This is a genomic window from Streptomyces sp. NPDC014734 (genome assembly GCF_043083325.1).
Lineage (GTDB): Bacteria > Actinomycetota > Actinomycetes > Streptomycetales > Streptomycetaceae > Streptomyces.
In genome coordinates this window covers 363,710-384,937 of the sequence record NZ_JBIBYN010000003.1, presented here as the reverse complement: position 1 = coordinate 384,937, position 21,228 = coordinate 363,710, and the positions used below count along the sequence as shown (strand labels likewise).

The 21,228-nt window shown below is 71.6% G+C and carries 14 protein-coding genes; 5 read left to right on the top strand and 9 right to left on the bottom strand.

Annotated features, from left to right (window positions below; all coding sequences use genetic code 11):
* Positions 1-2: 2 nt before the first annotated feature.
* The 6 genes from ACF1CT_RS08140 to ACF1CT_RS08115 form a co-directional block, all read right to left on the bottom strand.
* Positions 3-5,828 carry an SDR family NAD(P)-dependent oxidoreductase gene (locus ACF1CT_RS08140; protein WP_391782936.1) on the bottom strand — a complete coding sequence of 1,942 codons (5,826 nt, stop codon included), beginning with the start codon at positions 5,826-5,828 and terminating at the stop codon, positions 3-5.
* A complete protein-coding gene (locus ACF1CT_RS08135) occupies positions 5,825-6,850 on the bottom strand; it encodes an enediyne biosynthesis protein (protein WP_391782935.1) in 1,026 nt (341 codons plus the stop codon). The genes ACF1CT_RS08140 and ACF1CT_RS08135 overlap by 4 nt, the downstream gene beginning before the upstream one ends.
* Positions 6,847-8,715, bottom strand: coding sequence for a CRTAC1 family protein (locus tag ACF1CT_RS08130; RefSeq protein ID WP_391783069.1), 1,869 nt, complete (start codon positions 8,713-8,715; stop codon positions 6,847-6,849). Before ACF1CT_RS08130 ends, ACF1CT_RS08135 begins: the two co-directional genes overlap by 4 nt.
* 56 nt (positions 8,716-8,771) lie before the next feature.
* Complete coding sequence (locus ACF1CT_RS08125) at positions 8,772-9,827, bottom strand: DUF1702 family protein (RefSeq protein WP_391782934.1); 1,056 nt, start codon at positions 9,825-9,827, stop codon at positions 8,772-8,774.
* Between the two features lie 73 nt (positions 9,828-9,900).
* Entirely contained in the window at positions 9,901-10,887 is a 987-nt protein-coding gene (locus ACF1CT_RS08120) for a DUF1702 family protein (RefSeq protein WP_391782933.1), read from the bottom strand.
* Between the two features lie 190 nt (positions 10,888-11,077).
* The gene (locus tag ACF1CT_RS08115) at positions 11,078-11,521 is read right to left on the bottom strand and encodes a winged helix-turn-helix transcriptional regulator (protein ID WP_391782932.1); all 444 of its coding nucleotides are present in this window, start codon (positions 11,519-11,521) and stop codon (positions 11,078-11,080) included.
* 340 nt (positions 11,522-11,861) lie between these two features.
* Here ACF1CT_RS08115 and ACF1CT_RS08110 point away from each other — a divergent pair, with 340 nt between their 5' ends.
* Positions 11,862-12,692 carry a DUF6008 family protein gene (locus tag ACF1CT_RS08110; protein WP_391782931.1) on the top strand — a complete coding sequence of 277 codons (831 nt, stop codon included), beginning with the start codon at positions 11,862-11,864 and terminating at the stop codon, positions 12,690-12,692.
* Between the two features lie 314 nt (positions 12,693-13,006).
* Here ACF1CT_RS08110 and ACF1CT_RS08105 read toward each other — a convergent pair whose 3' ends face one another.
* Both ACF1CT_RS08105 and ACF1CT_RS08100 read right to left on the bottom strand, forming a co-directional pair.
* A complete protein-coding gene (locus tag ACF1CT_RS08105; protein ID WP_391782930.1) occupies positions 13,007-13,438 on the bottom strand; it encodes a DUF4240 domain-containing protein in 432 nt (143 codons plus the stop codon).
* A gap of 174 nt (positions 13,439-13,612) precedes the next feature.
* The gene (locus tag ACF1CT_RS08100; RefSeq protein WP_391782929.1) at positions 13,613-13,792 is read right to left on the bottom strand and encodes a hypothetical protein; all 180 of its coding nucleotides are present in this window, start codon (positions 13,790-13,792) and stop codon (positions 13,613-13,615) included.
* 321 nt (positions 13,793-14,113) lie between these two features.
* On the opposite strand from ACF1CT_RS08100, the gene ACF1CT_RS08095 reads away from it, so the two are divergent.
* Together ACF1CT_RS08095 and ACF1CT_RS08090 are read left to right on the top strand one after the other, a co-directional pair.
* A complete protein-coding gene (locus ACF1CT_RS08095) occupies positions 14,114-15,382 on the top strand; it encodes a choice-of-anchor A family protein (protein WP_391782928.1) in 1,269 nt (422 codons plus the stop codon).
* Positions 15,383-15,574: 192 nt separating this feature from the next.
* Positions 15,575-17,191, top strand: a complete 1,617-nt coding sequence (locus ACF1CT_RS08090) for a PH domain-containing protein (protein WP_391782927.1) — start codon at positions 15,575-15,577, stop codon at positions 17,189-17,191.
* Positions 17,192-17,283: 92 nt separating this feature from the next.
* Here the strand turns inward: ACF1CT_RS08090 and ACF1CT_RS08085 are convergent, their stop codons facing one another.
* A complete protein-coding gene (locus ACF1CT_RS08085; RefSeq protein ID WP_391782926.1) occupies positions 17,284-18,486 on the bottom strand; it encodes an IS701 family transposase in 1,203 nt (400 codons plus the stop codon).
* 623 nt (positions 18,487-19,109) lie between these two features.
* On the opposite strand from ACF1CT_RS08085, the gene ACF1CT_RS08080 reads away from it, so the two are divergent.
* Together ACF1CT_RS08080 and ACF1CT_RS08075 are read left to right on the top strand one after the other, a co-directional pair.
* Entirely contained in the window at positions 19,110-19,697 is a 588-nt protein-coding gene (locus ACF1CT_RS08080; protein ID WP_391782925.1) for a TetR family transcriptional regulator, read from the top strand.
* A 532-nt stretch (positions 19,698-20,229) separates the two neighbouring features.
* Complete coding sequence (locus ACF1CT_RS08075; protein ID WP_391782924.1) at positions 20,230-21,180, top strand: ScbA/BarX family gamma-butyrolactone biosynthesis protein; 951 nt, start codon at positions 20,230-20,232, stop codon at positions 21,178-21,180.
* Positions 21,181-21,228 lie beyond the last annotated feature (48 nt).

Here is a 21,228-nt window from a genome sequence, read left to right as displayed (position 1 = left end):
GTCTAGGACCGCCCTTCGTCATGCGATTCGGGAAGAGTCAGGAACGCGAGGACGGCGGGCTCCAGCGCGTTGCGCAGCGCGGTGACGAAGGTCGCGATCCGCAGGTCACCGGCGGTGAGGACCACCCACGCGTCCTTGCGGCCCGGTTCGACCGTCAGCCGGGTGCCCGAGAGGATGCCCGCCTTCCTGAGGCATTCGGCCGCGCTCCACACCCGGGTGGCCGCGGTGTCGGGGGCCTCGCCGGTCTGCCTGGCGACGAGTGCGGCGGCGGCCGCGTGCTCGCCGAGCAGGGAGTCCCAGTCATCGGCGGAGCGCATGCAGACCGCCTCGATGTCGCAGGCGACGGCCGTGTCGGCGACGGCGGCCACGGTCACCCCGAGGCCGTGCGAGGCGGACAGCCGCCGCCCGGAGTCCAGCTCCGGCCGCCCGTCGGGGCGGTGGCGCACCGTCACCGGTGCCCCGGCGGCCTGGGCGGCCGCGGTCCGGGTGTGGGCGCGGCGTTCCTCGACCGATCCGGCGGGCCGCTCGCCGTGCGGGTGGACGGCGACGGACACGTGCGCCCCGGTGACCTCCTCCAGCGCGCGTTCCAGGTACGGGCCGAGCAGGGGCGCCGTCCACGGCCCCGCCCCGTCGCCCTTGCGCACGGCGTGCAGGGTGAGCCCGTCCCAGCGCTCGACCGGTGTGCCGTCGGCGTCCCGGACCACGACGTCGTACACGTACGTGTCGCCGTCCCTGCCGCGCTCCACGGCGCTGTAGCGCAGCTCGTCGGGGACGTCCTCGCGGGCGCCGAGCGGCTGGATGCGCTCCACACCGGACGGCAGCAGTGTGGCGTCGGGGACGCACACCTGGTTGCCGTGCATGAGCGCGTCGCGCATGCCCGGATCGGCGAGGAGCAGGGTTCCGGGGAGGAATCCGGCGAACCAGTCCCCCGGTCCGCTCCGCACCGCCACGTCCGCGTCCACGTGCCGGGCGGCGGCCCGGTGGAAGCGGCGCAGGCGCCGGAAGCGGGCGCCCTGGAACAGGACGTCCCCGTACAGGTCCGCGGCCGGGTCCAGGGCGGCGGGCGGCACCCCGGCCGGGACCTGGTGCGGTGCCCCCTCGGCGATGGGTGTGCCGGGGAAGACCAGCCGGGCGCGGAAGTGCTCGGCGGCGAATCCGGTGTCCTCGGCGTGGACCGCGACGGCGACGGTGCCGGGGGCGGTGACGGTCGCGGCGATCCGGACACGGGTGCTGCCGTTCGGCGGGACGACCACGGGCCGCAGGAACCTGGCGTCCTCGATGACGGGTGTGTCCTCGGTGCCGAGGAGCGCGGAGGCGACCTGGGTCATCGCCTCCAGACCGAGCACGGCCGGCAGGAGCAGGTTGCCGTCGAGGAGGTGGTCGGCGAGGTACGGGTCGGTGCCCGCGTTGAGTTCGACCTCGGTGACGAGTTCGACCCCGTGGTAGCGCACCAGCGGGTTGCCGAGGAAGCGCAGCAGCGGCAGCGGCGGCAGGTCGCGCCGTACGGTGCCGATGCCCTCGGTGCGTCCGCTGATGACGGTGACGACGGGGGCGTCGGGGTCGCCGATGAGGCGCAGCAGGATCTCCACGCCGCGGTCGGGCGAGACCGGGACGATGCCCTCGCGCGTCAGGGTCTCGACGACGGAGAGCCGCTCCCCCATGCCGACGCCGGACCACACGGACCACTCCGCGCAGCGCACCCGGATGTGGGGGTGGGTCCGTGCGATGTCCTCGGCGAGGTCGGCGAGCCATTCGTTGGCGGTGGCGTAGTGGGCTTCGCCGCGCAGCCCGGCGCGGCCGATGATGCTGCCGAAGGCGACCAGCAGCTTGAGCCGGCCGGGGTCGAGTGCGTCGAGCACGTTGCGCAGTCCGTCGACCTTGGGGGCGAAGGTGTCGTGCAGCGCCTCGGTGTCGAGCGCGGTCAGGGCGGCGGGGACGTTGCGGCCCGCTCCGTGCAGCAGACCGGTGACGGGGCCCAGGGCCCCGGTGAGTTCGGCGACGGCTCGCTCGACCTGGCCGGTGTCGGTGACGTCGGCCCGCGCGTAGTGCACGGTGACACCGCTGTCGGCCATCCGCCGGAGGTTGTCGGCGAGTTCGCGGTCGGCGGCCGGGTCGGAGCGGCCCAGGACCGCCAGTTTCGCCCCGCTGTCCAGGGCGACGGCGAGGGCGCATTCCGCCGAGATCCCTTTGCCTCCTCCCGTCACCAGGAGCACGTCCGAGGTGTCCAGCGGTCGGTCGGTGTGCTCGGGGGCGACGGGCAGGGCGCGCAGGGTGGGCACCCGGCGTACGCCGTGTGCGTCGTAGTGCACCTCGCTGAACCGGGTGGTGGCCGCCGTCTCGGCCACGACGCGTTCGACGAGACCGGGCCCGGGCGGGGTGTGGACGACGGTGGTGCGCAGGTGGGGCGCCTCCAGATGGAGGGTCTTGGCGAGCCCCGCGGCGCCCCGGCCGTGCTGGACCAGGACGAACCTGCGGTCGTGGTCGCCGGTGACGGCAGCCTTGGCCGCCGCGAGTGCGGTGTCGACGTCCGCCCGGGCGCAGGCGTCCGGCAGGCAGACCAGTGTCCCGGAGCCGGTCCCTGCCGATTCCAGCGCCCGGCGCAACGGCTCGGCGTGCGGGACGCCGTCGGGCGCGTACAGCTCCCAGGTGCCGTCCGTGCCGTCGGCGGCCGGGGGCGGTGGGGCGACCTCGTCCAGGTCCACGGCGAAGGGTCGGGCCCAGGGCGCCGCCCCGGTGACCAGGCCCAGTTCCGTCCCGGTGTCCCCCGACTGCGTCAACGCGTCGAGGGTCTCGGCGAGTTGTCCCACCGTGGCGGTGGCGAAGTTGGTGGGGATCCGGGAGGCGGCGATGCCGAGGCCGGTGGCCGCCTGGTTGACGATCTGCCCGACGGTGATGGAGCTCATGTGGAGGTCGTCGAGGAGGTGGGTGCCTTCCTCGACGAGTTCGGCGGGCAGTTCGGCGCGTTCGGCGACCAGGGCGCGCAGCACGTCCAGGGCGCCGATGTCCTCCCGGACGACGGGGGGTGCGGGGGTGTCGGCGTTCGCGGCTCCCGGGTCCGCGGCGCCCCGGGCCGCGGCCGTGGAGGTGCCCGCCGGCCGGGCGGCCGGGAGGGCGATATCGGGTGCCTGCTCGCACGGGCTGGTGAGGAAGGAGAACTCCTCGCCGACCTTCAGCGGCCGGATCAACCGCTCGTGGAAGAGGCGCTCGTGCGCGACCGGGGCGTTCAGGACGAACGCGGCGGCGACGACCCGCAGCAGTCCGCGCAGCGACTCGTCGTCGGTGTCCAGCGCGACGGCGGGAACCCCGGTGGCGGCGGTGGCCAGCGAGGTGAGGACCCGTCCCGGCCCGACCTCGACGAACAGGTCCACGTCCTTCGCCGCGGCCCGGACGGCCCGGTCGAACAGGACGGGGGCGGTGATCTGACGGCGCAGCAGCGCCTTCGGGTCGGTGGAGCCGTCCAGTTCCGTTCCGGTGACCGTGGAGACGACCCTGCCGCGCGGCGGGACGAGGGGCGCGTCGGCGAGCCAGGTGCCGAAGGACTCGGCGGCGGCGGCGACCAGGGGCGAGTGGAAGGCGTGCGAGACCGCGAGCCGGGTGAAGCCGACCCCCGCCGCTTCGGCGCGCCGTCCGGCTTCCTCGATGCCGGCCACCGGACCGGCGACGACGGTCTGCGCCGGTCCGTTGTGTCCGGCGACGACGACGGCGAGCCCGTCGACGAGTTCACCGGCTCGTTCGGCGGTGGCCGTCAGCGACGCCATGGTGCCCGAGGCGCTGTGCTCCGCCATCGCGGCGCCCCGTACCCGGGCGGCCTCCAGCAGGGTCCGTTCGTCGAGCGATCCGGCCCAGTGCAGGGCGGAGAGTTCGCCGAGGCTGTGGCCGAGGGCGACGGTGGCCTCGATGCCGAGCAGGTCCAGGGCGCGCAGACCGGCAGTGGAGCCGGTGACGATGCGCGGCTGGGCGACGTCGGTGGCGACCATGTCCCCGCCGGTGGGCAGTGCCGCCGCGGTGTGCACCTCGGCGACCTCCGGGAAGCGGCGGGCGAGCGCGCCGCCGCCGGTGGTGCGCCCGGAGCCCTGGCCGGGGAAGAGGAAGCCGATCCGGCCGCGGTTCGTCGCGTGGCCGAGGAAGATCCGGCTGTCGGCGGCGATGTGGTCGGTGGTGCCGGATTCCAGTTCCGCGGCCAGTCTGCGCAGTTGCCGTTCGGCGTCCTCGGGCGAGGTGACGACGGCGGCGGCGCGGTGTGCGGCGCCGCGCAGTTCGCTGCGCAGGGTGGCGGCGAGATCGGCGAGCTGGGCGTAGGAGACCCGGACCGCGAAGTCCGCCACCTCCAGCACCCGGTCGCGCAGGTCCCGCGCGCTCAGTGCGTCGAACAGCAGGAGTTCGCTGTCCTGGAGCGAGTGGGCCAGGCCGGCCAGGCGGCGGTTCGGGGCGGTGCGCCGCCGGGTGGCGGATTCGTCGAGGACGACATGGGTGTTGATGCCGCCGAAGCCCATGGCGGTGATGCCCGCCCGGCACGGGGCGTCGGGCCATGTCTCGGCCTTGCGCAGCACGCGCAGGTTGGCGTCGTCGGCGGTGAGCAGGTCGTGCGGGTCGACGCAGCCGATGGCCGGGGGCAGGGTCCGGCTGTCGACGGCCATGGCCGCCTTGATGAGCCCGGCGACCCCGGCGGCGGCCTTGGTGTGGCCGATCATGCCCTTGATGGAGCCGATGGCGGCCCGTCCGGTGGATCCGGCGGCGGCCCGTTCCCTGGTCAGGGCGCCGAGTTCGGTGGCGTCGCCGACGACGGTGCCGGTGCCGTGGCCCTCGAAGAGCGGGACGGTGTCGATGCCGAACCCGGCCCGTTCGTAGGCGCGGCGCAGGGCGAGGCGGTATCCGCCGATCTCGGGCCGGGTGATGCCGCCCTGCCCGTCGGAGGAGATGCCCCACCCCGCGATCGTCGCGTAGACGTGGTGGTTGCCCGCGCGCGCGTCCTCCTCCCGCATCAGGACGACCATGCCGCAGCCCTCGCCCGGCCAGAAGCCGTTGGAGCCCCGGTCGTACAGGCGCATCTCCGTGCGTGCGAGGGCGCCCGTCTTGGCGAATCCGATGATCTCGAACGGGTCGATGGACAGGTCGACGCCACCGGCGACGGCCACGTCCAGATCGCCGTTGAGCAGCGAGGTCGCGGCCGTGGTGACGGACAGGAGCGAGGAGGAGCACGCCCCGTCGACGGTGTAGCCGCCGCCGTTCAGGTCGAAGTGGTTGCAGATGCGGCCCGCGATGGTGTTGGACAGGCCGCCCGCGAGGGAGTCCTCGTCGATGTCGGGGAACGGCCGTTTGTACGCGGTCTCCACATCGGCGAGGAAGTCGGCGACGCGGCCCTCTTCCCAGTCCTGGCCCTTGAGTGCGGCGGCCATCACCCGCCGCACGTAGGGCCAGCGCAGCCGCATCACGTTGGCGCGGGCGAATTCCCCGGTGAGGGTGTTGCCCACGACGACGCCGGTGCGTTCCCGGGGCAGCCCCTCGCCGACCGGGAATCCGGCGTCGGCGAGGGCCCGGGAGGCGGTGTCGAGGGCGAGCCAGTGGGTGAGGTCGGTGGAACGGTAGGTGCTTCCGGCGATCCGGTGGCCGACCCGGTCGAACTCGTAGCCCTCCAGCACGGCCGCGGTGCGGGCGTAGAACCGGTCGGGGGCGGCCGGGTCGGCGTCCCAGTAGTCGTCCAGGCGCATCCGGGCGTCGGGAAGGCGGCGGAAGGCGCGCCGTCCGGCGATCGCGTTGTCCCAGAGTTCGGCGGGGCCGGTGGCGTCGGGATATCGGCAGGCCATGCCGACGATGGCGATCCTGTTCATACCGTGACCACGACCTTGTCCCGGTCGACGGGGTCGGCGGCGGCAGGCGCGGGGACCGCCGCGACGTCGACCGGTGTCCTCGTGGCGGCGGTGCGCCTCGCCTGGAAGTGGACCGCCCAGTGGTATCCGCCGCGGACGAGGCAGACGATCGCGGTGGCGAAGAAGATGCCGTACGCGATGTGGACGGCGGTGAGGACGCCGTAGGCCGCGGCGACGCCGCCGCCGAAGGCGACCTGGGCGAGGGGCTTGGAGGGAGAGGTGCCCGGGTCGGTGACCATGTAGTTCGTGAAGAGCACGAACGCCACACCGGTCATCATGCCGAGCGCCGCGGGGATGGAGGTGTCGAAGAGGATGCCGCGGATGACGGCCTGGAGCGCGTAGCCGATCACCCAGGCGCCGATCAGCCACATGCGGCCGGTGAGCTTGGCGTTGAGCATGGTGCCGAGGGTCAGGATGATCGCCGGGACGATCCAGTCGACCGGGCCGTAGACGTACTCGGTGAAGTGGTACGGCGGCGCGATGCTCGCCCACGGGAAGAGGACGAGGATGACCGCGATGCCGAAGTTCGACGGGTTCATGTAGTGGCGCATCCGGCCGCGGACCGGGGCCCTCAGCACCCACTTGGTGCCGACGGCGACGATGACGCCGAACACCATGACCCACACCTTGTCGTTGACGTAGGTCAGCATGTTCACGGCGAGGCCGGTGATGTGCGCCGGGTAGAGGAACTCGATCATGCCGCGTTTGCCGTTGCCGCGGAAGCGGGCGGTGCGCCCGTCGAAGTGGGCGCTGACCGCTTCGAGGGCGGTCTCCACGACGTAGGCGGTAATCAGCGCGATGAAGGGCCACAGCCAGGGCTGTTCGAAGCCCAGCACCGTGTAGCCGAAGATGTTGAGCACCGAGATCGAGATGGCGAACCGGCGCAGCGCCGTGACGACCTTCGGGTCGTGGCGGGGCGGGGTGGCACCGGTGGGGGCGGGGGTGGCAGCGGGCTGCGCCGCCTGCTCTACGGACACGGTCACTTCATCTCCTTGGCCTCGGTGCCGAGCTCCAGGCAGTGCCGGCCGGCGCTCAGTCGCATGTCCTGGTCGTGTACGTCTCCGGAGCGGTCGCGCCAGCTGATCGCGACCTTCACCGGCCCGGCGACGTCGCCGAGTCCGATGTGCACGTCGAAGCTGCGCTTCCCGGAGTGTCCGCCGCCGCCGTCGACGCGGCCGACGCGCTTGCTGCCGTCGGGGAGTGTGACGGTGACCTGGGCGTCGATGACGGGGGAACCCGAGGGGTGGGTGAGTGTCAGCCCGAGGTAGTGGCCGGGGTTCTCGGCCACGTTGTGGTAGAAGACGGGCTCGCCCCACTGCCGGGCGACGGCCATGTCGAGCCGTCCGTCACCGGTGGTGTCGCCGGTGGCGATGCCCCGGGTCGGAACGGGAACGGCCATGCCGAGTTCATCGGAGATGTTCACGTAGCTGCCGTTCTCGCGCTTGGCGAAGAAGCGTAGGGTCTGGCTACCGGCCAGGTCGTCGCCCTCGCGGACGTTCGGCCAGGCGCCGGGGTGCTTGACGAGCTGGTCGTTGGCGGTGGCCAGTTCCTGGAGCTGGGGCCAGCGGTTGGTCTCGCCCTTGACGAAGCCGGTCGCCTGGACGATCTGGAGGTCGCCGCTGTTGTCGAAGTCACCGGTCTTGGTGTCCCAGCCCCAGCCGGACCAGGCGAGGCCGAGGTCGGCGGACTTGTCGTAGAAGGGCGCCTCGCCCTTCTTCAGCGCGGCGCGCACGCCCTGCTTGTCGTCGGCGGTGTCGAAGAAGGCGAAGTTGCTCTCCTGGATGCCGAACGACGTGGTGATGTTGCTGACGAACATGTCGTACAGGCCGTCGTTGTCGAGGTCGCCGAAGTCGATGCCCATGCCCTTGAAGGAGCTGCGGCCCAGTTCCTTGGACTTGGGCACAAGCGGGCTGTGGACGGCCTTGACGTTGGCGAACTCGATCTTGCCGGGGCGGGACTTGTTGTACAGCAGTCCGGACGTACCGAAGTCGTGGGCCAGGAACAGCTCGGGCAGGTGGTCACCGTCGAGGTCGGTGGCGGCGGCGCCCAGGGTCCAGCCGCCGCGCACGTCGGCGGGCAGGGTGTCGTCGCCGGAGGCCACGTACCCGTTCTCGGTCCAGCGGAAGAAGTGGCCCCCGCCACCGTTCATGGCGTGGGACAGGGAGTCGTTCATGGTGACGCCGCCGTCCTTGTCCGGGTCCAGGACGGGGCTGTCGGGGAAGTAGTTGCCGATGAAGATGTCGTCGTGGCCGTCGCCGTCGAAGTCCGCCACGGTGGCCGCGTTGGAGTTCCACAGCGGTCCGTCGTACGGGGTCCCGCCGCTGTTGGGCACCAGCTCGGTCGGGGTGAACGAGGCTGCCGACAGTGTGCGGGCGCCGTCGGCGTTCTTGTCGGCGTTCTTGTTGGCGAGGAAGAGCACCGGGGTGCGGCCCCAGTAGTACACGAGCAGGTCGGTGGTGCCGTCCTCGTCGAAGTCACCGGGGACGCAGCCCATCGGGGCCATGGTGGAGCTCTTGGGCAGCGGCGCCGGGTCGAGGACGAACGGCTCGTAGCGACCGGGACGGGTCGGGGCGGGGGTCACGTAGACCTGGTCGATCCGGGGGTCGGTGACGCAGAGGTCGTCGGCGAGACCGTCACCGTCGATGTCGTTCATGGCGATGCCCGAGCCGACCGAGGAGATCCACGCCTCGATGTGCTTGTAGGCCTTGTTCACCTTGCGGACGGTCTGCACCGGGTATCCGGGCGGCGCGGCTATCGACATCGGCTGGAAAGCAAAACCGGATGCCACATCCTGCTTTTCATGGGCAGACACGGAGGGAAGCCGGACTCCCGCGAACACGCCCACCATGAGAGCGAAGACAACAATTCCCGGGACATTGCGGCGCACCCAATTATTTTTCTTCCTCACTTGCCGACACCTTTCGTGGTGAACGTGTGGTCGTCTTCCTCGACACCATTTCCGTCACGTCGTTCCCTTATCGCCACGGCGATTTCCTGCCGCCAGAACTCGAAGGCGGGAATGTCTCCCCGGTCCTGCGGGCCGGGCATCAGGTCGACGCACACCCGGGCGGCCCGCTCCGGAGTGGTGCCGCACAGGACGTCGGTGGCGAGATGGGTGTGGGCGATGGTGGTACCGGCCTTCTCGCGCGCCTCGGCGGCGAACGCGGCACCCTGGCCGACGGAGAACAGATGCGCCCCGGCCCGCTCCGCGAAGTGCTCAAGCTCCGCGCGGTCAGCTCCCCCGGCGTACGTGGCGGCGAGCCCGGCGCCGCCGTACAGGTCGGCGTGGCGATGGGCCGGGTAGGCGGCGATCAGGTCGCCCACGCGGTCGGCGTCGGTGCCGCCGACGAACCACAGGGCGCGTCCGATGCCCTGGTCGATGGCGCGTGCCGCATACGACTCGGGACCGTTCGCCCAGCTGAACGGGTGGTGGCGGGCGGTGTCGTACACGTACTGATCGGTATGGAAATACGCCTGATGGAATCCGTATCCGTCGAGGATGAGCCAGCGCAGCAGCGGATCGGTCCGGGTCACGTCCGGCCACAGGAACTTCGGGAGGCGGGCCATGGCCCAGCCGATGCCGACGTAGATCATGTAAATGTGGTCGCGGCCCGCACCGGCCAGCAGCCCCGCCAGCCGGCCCCGGCGGCCGGGCAGCGCGTCCAGCACCACCGCCCCCATCCCGGCCCCCTCGTAGGCGAAGCCGCGGAAGGCGCGCGGTACGCCTGCGAGCCACTCCTCGGCCTCCTCGGCCGAACGCGCCTCGACGGCGTACCCATATCCCTGGAGGAACGACTTGCCGACTGTCTCCAGCAGTTCCTGGGCCTCGGGATTCTTGCGGTAGAACCCGCGCACTTCCAGTTTGGTCGCCGAAATATTCGGCGTGAGCAGACGACGCCGCAGCGTACGAAATGTTGTGGACAATTCAGCCAACCGCCCCTCTTGAGGATCTCCCCGCATTTCTCGGGAGTTGCTTTCGAAGGTAGCGAAGGGGCCCTGAGGGGCGTCCACTTCGGTTGTGCTCAAACGACGATCACGAAGAAGCATTCGCGAAGAAGCGCTCGCGCGTATTCCGGCGCCAGGTCTCATAGGCCGGTCCGTTCCCCGTCGCCGCGCCGTCGGGGGCGCAGTCGTCGGCGAGCCGCGCCAGCGAGTCCACGTCGAGGCCCGTGAAGGCGTGCGCGGCCTGCCGGGTGTGCCGCGGGACGAACCCTGCGCGGTGGCGGCCCTTGGCGGCGAAGACGGAGCCCTGTGCGAGGTGCGGGGCGTGGTGGCCGCTGGCGGTTCGCAGGGCGGCCAGCCCCGCGGGGGCCGAGCCACCGGCGAAGGTGGCGGCGAGCCCGACACCGCTCCACAGGTCGGCCTGCCGGTCCGCGGCGAAGGCGTGCACCGCCGCGGCGACGCGGTCGGTGCAGCCGCCGTGGATGAACCACAACGCACGCCCGATGCCCTGGTCGACGGCGCGCGGGAAGTACGCGGCGTCGCCCTCGAACGGGTAGGGCTCGGGAACCCGCTGTTCACCCACCCATCGCCGGGTGTGGAAGTAGGCGAGGTCGAAACCGTAGCCGTCGACGGCCAGCCAGCTCATCGCGGGATAGAGATCGGCGTCGGTCAGCACGGGCAGCGCCTTCTTCCACAACGGCCGGGGAAGGCGGGCCATGGCGAAGCCGACACCGATGTAGTTGAGGAAGATGTGCGGTCTGCCGCCGCCCTCCAGCAGCGTCCTGGTGCGGTCCCCGCCGCGCGGCCCCATCGCGTCCCGGACGACACAGGCCATGGTCGCGCCCTCGTAGGCGAAACCCCTCAGCTCCTGGTCGACCATGGACAGACGCCGCTCCGTCTCGGCGAGGTCGCGATCGGCGATCCCCCATTCGAAGCCGCACACCACCGCCTGCGGGACCGCCTCCAGGTGTCGTGTGCCCTCGGTGGGCTCGACCTCGAACCCCCTTCCCGCGAAGCCCACTTCGTCCAGCGACGGGGCCAGGATCAGCCTGCGCAGCGCTCCCCACACGGATGCCATCGATGCCTCCAGCCACGGGCCGCCCCCTCGGACGGCGGAGGCCTCATGGTGAGATGGCGGGGAGACGGCGGGCATCTTCCGCTGTGCGAAGGGAAGCCGGGCGCCACGGGTTCCGCACACGCGCGGAACGGCACCGGATCGCACGGTCGGCGGCCCCTCCGGTCACCGCCGCCGCGGGCCCGACAGGCTCTCAGCGCAGATGCCGCACATGGATCCCCGAGTCGTCGACGGCACGCCCGCAGCCGGTGCAGCGCATCTCCACCAGCACCGTGCCCTCGCAGCCGTGGTGATCGGCGCGCCGGGGCGGCCCCGCCTCCTGCGGGAGGTTGCGGTCGCCCCACTGCATGAGCGCGAGAACGGCGCAGGTCAGATCGCGGCCCGCGGGCGTGAGGACGTACTCGTGCCGGACGGGCTTGTCCTGGTACGGCACCCGCTCCATCAGACCGTGCTCGACGAGCCTGGTCAGGCGGCTGGTCAGAACGTTGCGCGCGATGTCGAGGCTCTCCAGGAAACCGTCGAACCGTTTGATGCCGAGAAGCGCCGACCGGACGATGAGGAGCGTCCAGCGCTCGCCGACCACTTCGAGCGTCCGGGCGAGGGAGCAGTCCTGCCCCTCGTAGGTGTGTCTCAGCATGGGCTCACCCCTGGGGCCGTGTCTTCAAACTGCCGTCTGCCGTGCGGCGTCCGGCCGGACGACTGCACCATGAAGACACAGCCTAGTGGCGCCCCGGTTGCGTGAAAGGACCGAGCAGCCCACCGCGGTGGCGAAACAGCGACTTCGTGAAGTCGGCCTGTCCACACGGTCGTTCGCACGACTTCCGGCATGCCGGGAACCCCGCGCGGGACTCCCCGGGAACCGTGGCACGGACCCTCCGGGGAACCCCGCACAGAAGGAGTAGTGGACGCGCGCGCCCCTTTTCTAGCGTCGGGCACTCCCAATCCAGGAGGCTTCCATGGATCATTCCACTCATGGCATGCCGGGTATATCAGGCATGCCCGGCATGAGTACCACCGTGACATCGGTGGACACGGCAGGCGCCGTGCTGTTCGTTCTCTGGGCCGCGGCGATGTGGGCGGCCGTGGCCGTCCTCGCCTACGCCAACCGCGGACCGGTGCGCCCGTGGGCGTACCGGGTGTCCGTCGCCCTGGTCGCGCTGGGCGTCATCGGTCAGGTCGGCCACTTCCAGGAGCACGTGGCGCAGGCAGGCTACTGGATCGCCCACCCCAACTCACCGGCCTGGATGACGCCCTGGGGCGACAGTCTGGCCCGGGGCATGGGGCAGATCGACATGACGAAGCCGTCGCTCGGCATGGAGATCCTGCATCTCGTCGGCAACTTCATGTTCCTCGCCGGCCTGGTGGGCATCATGCAGATCACGCGCCGTGCGAGCGGGCAGCTCAAGTCCCGCGCATGGGCAAGGATGGGCGTGTGGATGCAGGGCATCCACGGCATCGAGCACGTCGTCCTGACCGTGTCCGTCGCACTCGGCGCGAGCCGCGCCATCGGCCTGTCCACCTGGTTCGGGGCCCTCGAACCGGGCCCGGGGCTGGTGACGTACCGCGTCTGGTGGCACTTCGTGGCCAACGCCGTCGGCACCACCATCATGGCCATCTCCCTGTACCACCTGTGGAAGGAGCGGCGCCGTGTGAGGGCCGGATTCGAACCGGCCCGCGACGACGGCCCCGATGCGCCGCCCGGCGGTGAGTCCGGGGCACCCGTGGCCGTCCCCGCGACGTCGGCGACGCACTGCCCCACGTGCCGGAAGGAGGTGTCGCGCGAACCCGCGCTGGCGGGCAGGTCCTGAGGGCCGTCCGGCAGACGTCGCCGTTCGCCCGTAGGACGGGGCGCGGCGCCCGGAACGCGCCGCCGTGCCGGGTGCCGCGCCCACGCCCCGCCGCGACCCGCCTGCGGGCCGGCCCGTCAGGAGCTTTCGATCGGGCGAGAGAAGGCGCCCGGCCCCGAAGCCCGGGCCCCGACGCTCAAGCCCCGGAGATCCGCCGCCACGGATCACCACCCCACCCGAACGAGTGAACCGACCCTCCGGCTCCGGCTCCGGCTCCGGCGTCCGGCCGTCGGGCCCGGAGCTCCGAACGCCGGACCGGATCGGCCGAACGACCTTCAGCCGTCGGCCCACCCGGCCCTGTTGGAGTACGACTCGTAGTCGTACGCGGTGCCGCGGTCCCACGCGTCGCCGGTGATGCGCCGGTAGGCGTCGTCGGGCACGTAGAGCAACGCCTCCGCCCAGACCAGATCCTCGGCGAACGGCACGAACAGCTCCGGGTTCCGCAGGACGCCTTCGTACACCTCGCGGCCGGCCGCGACGACGGCCGCCCGGGTGTAGAGAAACGCGTCGCCCGACAATCCGTCGCCGCATTCCCGGCGATCCAGCCCGAACAGGAGCCGGGAGAGCTGTTCGGCGAAGCCGACAACATCGGCCACGGGGCCGTTCGCCAGCCGGTCCGTCAGAGCGGCCGCGAGCAGATCGCCCTCCGGATCCCCGGTCGGGGCTCCGCACTCTTCGATGAGCTGCCAGAAGGAGTCTTCATTCATGCCTGGAGCATGGCGGACGGGTCCGACACGAGCCGTCCCGCGGACGTCCGCCGCGGACGGTGCCGACCGCAGTGGTGCGGTGGGGCGCCCCGCACCACTCGCGGCCGGGGCGCCCGGGGGATCAGCGCGGACGGTGCCGGGCGGAGCCGTACGGGCTCCGCCCTCCGAACCCCGTCACGGCATCAGGTGGGTGGGCGGCCGGCCCTGGCGGGCAGCGTGCTCGGACAGGTTCCGGAGCGGCTGCATCGTCCTGCGCAGGTCGTCCTCGATCCTCTCGGCCTCCTGGCGCACCTGCGCGGGAACGTCCCCCTGCTCCTCGACCAGTCGTGCGTAGATGGGAGCCTGTTCAAACACGTGCATGTCCTTCGGTTCGGCGGCGCGCGGATGGTGCGGATGGTGTGGCAACGGGTGCCGAGTGTAAAGGGCGGCACCGACAGGCACGTCCGGACCGGGTCGATCCGGCCGGGCCCCGGTGTCGGGAGCGGGAGAGAGCCCCCCTGCGCGATCGGCGCGGGTCAGGCCCTCCACCCGGGAGCAATATCGGACAAAGCTCCGTTTCCTGGCGCTTCATCAGCACTTCGGGCATTGGTCTTGACCAATGTTCCATTGTGTGAAAACTATGGGCAAAGCCGCCACAGAATCTTCTCATTCATCTTCGCGGGAGAACCAAGCCCCATGCGCATATCCGCAACCGCCGCAGCCGCCGCGCTCGGTGGCGCCCTCGTACTCGGCCTCACGGCCGCTCCGGCCGCACTGGCCGCGCCCGCCGATTCGGCAGCATGCACCACCGACGCCTTCGGTATCGCCGGGAAGTACGGCGAGTTCGTCCTCGGCGACGACGTCCACTCCCCCGACGCGGAGGGTGCGGTGGCCGTCGGTGGCAACGCCGACTTCCGCGGCGGCTTCAGCGCCGCGAACGAGCTGTCGGCGGCGGAGGTCGACGCCCTGCCCGGCCGGGCCTCGCTCGTCGTCCGCGGCGACCTGCTCAACGACAAGTCGGCCACCGTGGTCATGAAGGGCAACGCGGTCGTCGGCGGCAAGGTCCGCGACCGCGCGGTCGAACTCCACTCGGGCACGTTCACCCAGAAGACCGGCCTTATCGACTTCGACGGAGAGTTCGCCAAGCTCCGGTCCTACTCCTCGGCGCTGGCCGGCGCTTCCGCGACCGACGGCACCAAGGTGACCGTGAGCGGCAGCAGGCTCACCCTGGAGGGCGGCGACAGCAACCGCAACGTCTTCAAGGTGACCGCCGGTCAGCTGGAGCAGGCCAAGGAGGTCTTCCTCAAGGTCCCGGCCGGCTCCACCACGATCGTCAACGTCAGCGGCACGACCTACGACATGGCGAAGGCCGGAACCACCGGTTTCTTCCTCTCCGGCGGTCAGGACTTCGTGCTGGACGACAAGCTCCAGAGCGCCTCCGGCGGCAAGGTCCGCGCCCGGCTGCTGTGGAACTTCCCCGAGGCCACCACGGTCACCAAGAGCAGCCTCGCGGCCTGGCCGGGCAGCGTGCTGGCGCCCAGGGCGCATCTGGAACTGGGCACCGGCGCGCCGGTCAACGGCTCGGTGTGGGTCGCCTCGCTGCACGGCTCGGGCGGTGCCGAGACGCACCACTTCCCGTTCAGCGGCTGCCTCCCGGAGACGGGCACCACGCCGTCCGCCACGCCGACGCCCAGCGGCAGCCCGGAGACCACCCCTCCGGTCGACGCCACGCCCTCCGCCTCCGTGACGCCGCCTCCGGCGAGCGGTACGCCGACCGCCGGTTCCTCCGAACCGGCCGGCACGCCGGACACCCCCGCCCCGTCGCAGAGCACCTCCGGCGCCGGCGGTGACCTCGCCTCGACGGGCAGCAGCGGCACCATCCCCCTGGTCATCGGCACCGCCGTGGTACTCGCCGCGGGCACCGGTCTCGTCGTCGTGGCCCGCCGCAGGTCCAAGCAGGCCTGACCCGAGGAACTCCGCCCGTGCCGGGCGGAGTTCCCACGCGGGCCCCGGACTCGGCCCCGGGAGCAGCGGATCTCCGTTGTTCCCGGGGCCGTTCCCGTGGGCCCCGTGCACGAAGTCGGCAAGATCACGGGGGGCACGGCTGCCGGAATCCGTACATGCGGCCCCGATCCCGCGAAGAGCAGAATTCCGCACATGACCGGTGTCCGGGACGTGAGCTGCCGTCCCCTCCAGAAACGCTTCCTGTGGTTCCTCGCCGGGCTCGGGGCCATCGGCACGATCCTGACCGTGCTGCACGCGCTGTACCGGGGCCCGGACCCATGGATCGGCGCCGGTGTCCTGTCGGTGCTGGTGGGCATCGCGTCACTGCACCGGATCGCCGTCCGGGTGGACGCCGACGAGCACGGGGTGCGCACCCGAACCCCGCTGCGCCGCCGGAACGTGCCCTGGCACGACATCGTCGACCTGAGGGTGCACCTGAAGTACTCGCACTCCTCCCGGCCCCAGGAGGCGCGCCGCGTCGGCCTGCTGCTGCGCGACGGGAGCGAACTGCTCCTGCCGCTGCCACGGGGCTGGTCGCCCGACGACCCCGACTTCGACGCGACGCTGGACGCGCTCCGTGCCCTGCACCGCCTTCACGGCACCCCCCGGTCGGACCACCTCCCCGTCGTGACCGGGCGCACCGCGGGACGCGGCTGGGCCGGACCGCTGAGCCTGTGTGCGCTGCTGCTCGTGGGGGCGGGCCTTGCCGCGTACGCGATGCCGGGCACCGTGTCCGACGAGCGGGCGTGGAAGTCGGCCGTCCCGTGCACCGCGACGACGCCCGCGAAGGAGCGCGGCGAGTGCCTGACCGCCCTGGCGGCCGTGATCGAGCGGACCGATCCCCACCGGCCCAAGAAGAGGAGCTGGCTGTACTTCGCCGACCAACGTCCGGTACGGCGCCTCGCGGTCTCGCCGGAGGCCGCCACGGCCTTCCGCTCCGGCGACCGCGTCGAACTCACCGTCTGGCGCGGCGCGGTACGGACGGTCGCCGGAGAGCACCACGTGTGGCACGAGCACATGCCGGCCGCCGGGGACCTCTCCGCCGTCGCGGCCGGATGTGTCCTCGCCGCGGGCTGCCCCGGGGCGCTGCTCCTGGTGCGTAGGCGCGGACGTCGGCTGGCGGACGACGAGGTGCTTCCGTCGGCCCTCCCGTTCGTGGGAGCGCTCGTCGGCACCGCCCTGTGGCTGCTGCCGTTCTGCTACCTCCACCCCGTGTTCCCGCCCACCTCTCCCACGACGATCGCGTGGGCGGTCGCGGGCTCCCTGGCCACGGCGGGCCTCTTCGCCTGGGCCTGGCGCGCCACTCGCGTCCCTGCGCCGCGGTGGACCGACGGGAACGGCGGAACCGGCGGAACCGGGACGTCCGGCGAGTCCGTGGGATCCGTGGGGTCCGAGCACGGGACGTCCGACGGGGAGGAGGTGTTCGTGGCCGCCCGCTTCCTGGAACACACCGACTACAACCCGCACGGCTTCGGCACCCACATCGTCGTCGGAGGCGGATCGCCCGCGGTGACGCCCCATTCCGGTCCGGGCAGGTTCGCGGCGATACGGATACCCGTGGAGCGGCTCACCGTCGAGAAGGTGCGACGGGCCCGGGGCGACGACGGCGACACGGTTCCCAGGAGCTGGCACATCGCCGAACTCGACGACGCGGGCCGCCCGGTCCGCCTCGCCGCCGCCCCGGACGATCTGGTCCGTGTCATTCGCGCGTGGGGCCCGGTGGCACCGGACGCGGCGGCACCGACGGGCGAGGCGGGTCTGCGGCTGTGACCGGCCCGCCGCCGTGCCTTCCCGGCGGACGCCGCGTCCCGGGCGCTCCGGGGCCGGCGTGCGGCCGGGACGGGCACGGGGGTGCTGGGCGTTCAGGCCGCGGCCGGTGGCCCGTCGGGCCCGTTGCCCGTTCCGCCGAGTCGGCTGCAGGCGAAGGCCGCCGAGACCAGGGTCATGTGGTGGTGCCAGCCGGGAAAGGAACGGCCCTCGAAGTCCGCGAGGCCGAAATCGTCCTCCAGCTGCTGCACCGTCTCCGTCGTACGGCCCTGCAGCCGGGTGATCTCCAGCAGGGATTCCATCCGGCTGTGCGTCAGGTTCGTCAGCCACAGTTGGGCCGGTCTGCGCGCCTGGTCCCGTAACGCGAACAGGCGGTAGGTGCGGCGCGGCAGCAGGCTGCGGGCGGGTGCCGTGCCGGGCAGGGCGACGAAGCCGGTGAGCACCGTGGTCGGGCGGGCGTCGCCTCCCCCGGGAGCGATTGTCTCGATACGGGCCAGGCTGCCGGTCTCGATCTCGAACAGGCTCCGGGCGGTGAGGACGAGGCCGGACTCGCCCGTACCGCTGTACGGGGTGAGCCGCAGGTGTCGGCCGGCCACGACCGGCAGGCTGCCCGGTACCGACACGACGAAGTCCCGGTTGCGCCGGGCGAGCCCCCGCACCAGGGCGGCCGCGCCCGGTTCGGTGCTCAGGTCCGCCAGCACCGGCACGGACGCGGCGCCGTTCACGGGTGCCAGGTGGTCGACAAGGTCGAGAACGTGCTGTTCCAGGGGGCGTTGGCCGATGTCGTCCGGGATCCGGGTACGGCGCCTGCGGTCCGGGTCCTTGACCCAGGCTCCCGGCAGCATCAGCCGCCAGTCGACGGGCACCGCGAGGTCTCGGTCGGTGAGGAACGCGCCGATGCCCACCTGGCAGGTGACGGAGCGTCCCGTCGACGGGACGAAGCGGCGGTGGACCCCGCAGGAGTGCTCGCCGCGCTTGCGGATGACCGCCAGGTCGATCGCGTAGGCGGACGGCGTCATGCGCCGGGCGGTCCAGCGGGCCAGTTCCTCCCGTACCGGTGCCCAGTCCCAGGGGCTCGCGTTGATGAACTGATGGAGCGACTGCGAGGCGGTCGGCGACTGCGAGGCCGTGGCGGCGAGGCGGCGGACCGACTTCTTCCCCGTCGTGGTGAGCAGGCTCTGCAGATAGACGTGGGCCCACCTGCGCTGGTCGGTGCGTGGCAGATTCTCGAAGACGGCCTCGGCGAACCCAGGCACCGAGGTGCGTGACCGCGTGGCGGCACTCGTACTCGTGACCATGACGTTCCCTCCCTGCGACAGCCGGCGACCGCGACGAGCACCAAGAAACAATAGCGAACGACCTCTTTGTTTTATGACCCCTCGGAGCCAACTTTGCGACTTCGCCAAGTCCGCGAAAATCTCGATCAGCACCCCCACCGAAGACCGGTCCGACGATCAAAACCGAGAGGGTAGGTACATTTTGCCTGGTCAGACGCATCCGTGAGGCATTCGAACATCTACGGTGCCCCGATGACGGGGTTCCGGCCGAGGCCCTGCCCCGAAATCACCGGAACCGTATCTGACATAGTGATCTCTATGATTTTTCGTCCGGACACAAGCAGTTCCCGGCCCCGCCCCGCCACACCAGGGCCCCCGGACGCGACACGGCACCCGTCGGCCCGCGGGGTGTTCACCGTCGCGGTACCGGGGCGGGACCGGTCACGGAGAGCCGCGTCGCCGCGGTGACCTTCCGCGGGAGTCCGGCGGAAACCCGATACGTCTTCAGCAACTCCGCGTTGTAGTTCTCGGACCACCGACGCAGGCTGGGCCCCGCGGGCGCCATGACCTGACGGCGCGGAGGCTGCGGCACGAGGCGCGAGCCGCGGCGCCGCATGCCCCCCACGAACGACTTCGGAGAAAACATGGTCAAACAAGCGAGGGCCGTCCGGACCCGGGCCGCGCTCGTGCACGCGGCAGCCGAACAGTTCGCCCAGGGCGGCTACGAGCGCACGAGCCTGGCCCGTATCAGCAGAGCGGCCGACATCTCCATGGGCGCCCTGTCCTTCCACTTCGCGTCGAAGGCCGAACTCGCCGAAGCCGTCCACGAGGGCGGCCGCGAGCTCGTGGAAGCGGCGCTCGACAAGCTCGGCAGCGAGCCGGGGTCGGCGCTGCGCGCGGTCGTCAGACTGACGCTCGAACTGACGCGGCTGATCGACAAGGAACCTCTCGTGCGATCCGCGGTGCGCCTGGCACGTGAGCGGCAGGCGTTCGAGGAGTGGTCGGAGATCTGGCTCCCCACCGTGCGCGAACTCCTGGCCAAGGCGTCCCGGGACGGGGAGCTGCGGGAGGGCGCGCTGCCGGACGACGTCACGAGGCTGGTGGAGTACCTGACGGCCGGCTCCGAGGCCCAGTTGAACGCCTCGAAGGAGGTGCGCGACGCCACCGAGTCGCTCGAACGGGTGTGGCGCCTGGCCCTCGCGGGTGTATCGGCGACCGACGAGGCCGTCTGAAACGGCACCGGAGCGAACCGCCGTCCCGTCTTCGTCCCGCCTTCGTCCCGTCCCGCCTCGTCCGCCCCGCGCTCCTCCCCGGCCGTACCGCCTCGCCCGTCCGGGCCGAACGGCGCCCGTGCGTACCGGGTGCCGTCCGCACGGGTGCCGTCGGGGCGCGGCACCGGCCCGACGGGATATTCCGCTGGAATAGGCGTGACGCACCGCCGAAGCGGGGATCCCTTTCCCGAAATGTCACCGCGAATTCGCCGATGCGACCAGCCGACTCGCCCCGTACGGCCGCACGTAATTCGACAGAGGATCTTCCCCCCGAATCACCGATCGCATCGACCACCGACAGTGGTACGAAAATCTCCCGCACGAAGCAAGATCAAAGCAGGACTTCCTTCACCGCCCTCTCACGGACACCCCCTGCTCAACACCATATTCACACGTCCTACTCGACAAACAAAACGAGCATCCTTTATTTTACTGAGCACCTTCACGGCCCGACGCCGGAAGGTTCCACATCGGCACGCCCCAGGGGAGTGGCATGCTCATCACGACCGAACGTCCCGCCGTACCGCGTCCCGCTCTGACCACCACGGTCGCCAAGGAGTACGTGCACCGGGCGGCGCTCGCGGAGGTGTTCCTGACCGGCTGGCACAAAATGGCCGACGATCACTTCGTCGTCACCGCCCAGTGGCCGCGCAGCCACAGTTTCTATGCCTCCGAACGCGGCTTTCACGACCCACTGCTGCTCTGCGAAACGGTGCGGCAGACCTTTCCGCTGCTCATCCACGCCGCATACGGGGTGCCCTTCGGACACCAGCTCAGCTGGTCGCACTTCCGCTACCGGGTGAACCCCGGGGCCTTGAGGGCGGGAGCGACCCCGGCCGACATCGAACTGCACATACGCTGCTCGGAGATCAGACGCCAGAGGGTGGTGCCCTCGTCCATACGGATGGACATCGAAGCGGTCCGGGACAACGCGCTGCTGGCCGTGGCGTCGGCCCGGTCCGGCATCCACTCCCCCACCGTCTACCAGTGGCTGCGCCGGGACCGCGGTGACGACATACCCCGCGTCTACGGCCAGGCGCCTTCCCCCACCACCCCCGTGCACCACGGCACGGTCGGCCGCCATCGCGCGCGGGACGTCGTGCTCACGCCCACTCCGCGGAAGGCCTGCTGGCAACTGCGCGTCGACACGTCCCACCCGGTCCTGTTCGACCACCCCGTCGACCACGTGCCGGGCATGCTGCTCCTGGAGGCGGTCCGGCAGGCCGGCCACGCCCTGGCCGCCGCTCCGGCGGCCGAGACGCCGACCTTCATGGACGTCCGCTTCCACCAGTACGTGGAGTTCGACTCCCCCTGCTGGATCGACGGGACCGACACCGCTCCCCCGGCGGACTGCGCGGACCGCGGCGCACGGATCGACGCCCGTCAGAACGACGTGCCCGTCTTCACCGCGTCGACCGGCATGACCGACCTGACCGGAGCCTGAGGCCCCGCCCGTTCCCCCGTCCTCCGACTCCGCCCCTCCGCTCCGCCG

Coding starts and splice junctions, on each gene's coding strand:
- ACF1CT_RS08140 (WP_391782936.1), bottom strand. CDS start 5,828: ATGAACAGGATCGCCATCGTCGGCATGGCCTGCCGATATCCCGACGCC.
- ACF1CT_RS08130 (WP_391783069.1), bottom strand. CDS start 8,715: ATGGTGGGCGTGTTCGCGGGAGTCCGGCTTCCCTCCGTGTCTGCCCAT.
- ACF1CT_RS08125 (WP_391782934.1), bottom strand. CDS start 9,827: ATGCGGGGAGATCCTCAAGAGGGGCGGTTGGCTGAATTGTCCACAACA.
- ACF1CT_RS08120 (WP_391782933.1), bottom strand. CDS start 10,887: ATGGCATCCGTGTGGGGAGCGCTGCGCAGGCTGATCCTGGCCCCGTCG.
- ACF1CT_RS08115 (WP_391782932.1), bottom strand. CDS start 11,521: ATGCTGAGACACACCTACGAGGGGCAGGACTGCTCCCTCGCCCGGACG.
- ACF1CT_RS08110 (WP_391782931.1), top strand. CDS start 11,862: ATGCCGGGTATATCAGGCATGCCCGGCATGAGTACCACCGTGACATCG.
- ACF1CT_RS08105 (WP_391782930.1), bottom strand. CDS start 13,438: ATGAATGAAGACTCCTTCTGGCAGCTCATCGAAGAGTGCGGAGCCCCG.
- ACF1CT_RS08095 (WP_391782928.1), top strand. CDS start 14,114: ATGCGCATATCCGCAACCGCCGCAGCCGCCGCGCTCGGTGGCGCCCTC.
- ACF1CT_RS08090 (WP_391782927.1), top strand. CDS start 15,575: ATGACCGGTGTCCGGGACGTGAGCTGCCGTCCCCTCCAGAAACGCTTC.
- ACF1CT_RS08085 (WP_391782926.1), bottom strand. CDS start 18,486: ATGGTCACGAGTACGAGTGCCGCCACGCGGTCACGCACCTCGGTGCCT.
- ACF1CT_RS08080 (WP_391782925.1), top strand. CDS start 19,110: ATGGTCAAACAAGCGAGGGCCGTCCGGACCCGGGCCGCGCTCGTGCAC.
- ACF1CT_RS08075 (WP_391782924.1), top strand. CDS start 20,230: ATGCTCATCACGACCGAACGTCCCGCCGTACCGCGTCCCGCTCTGACC.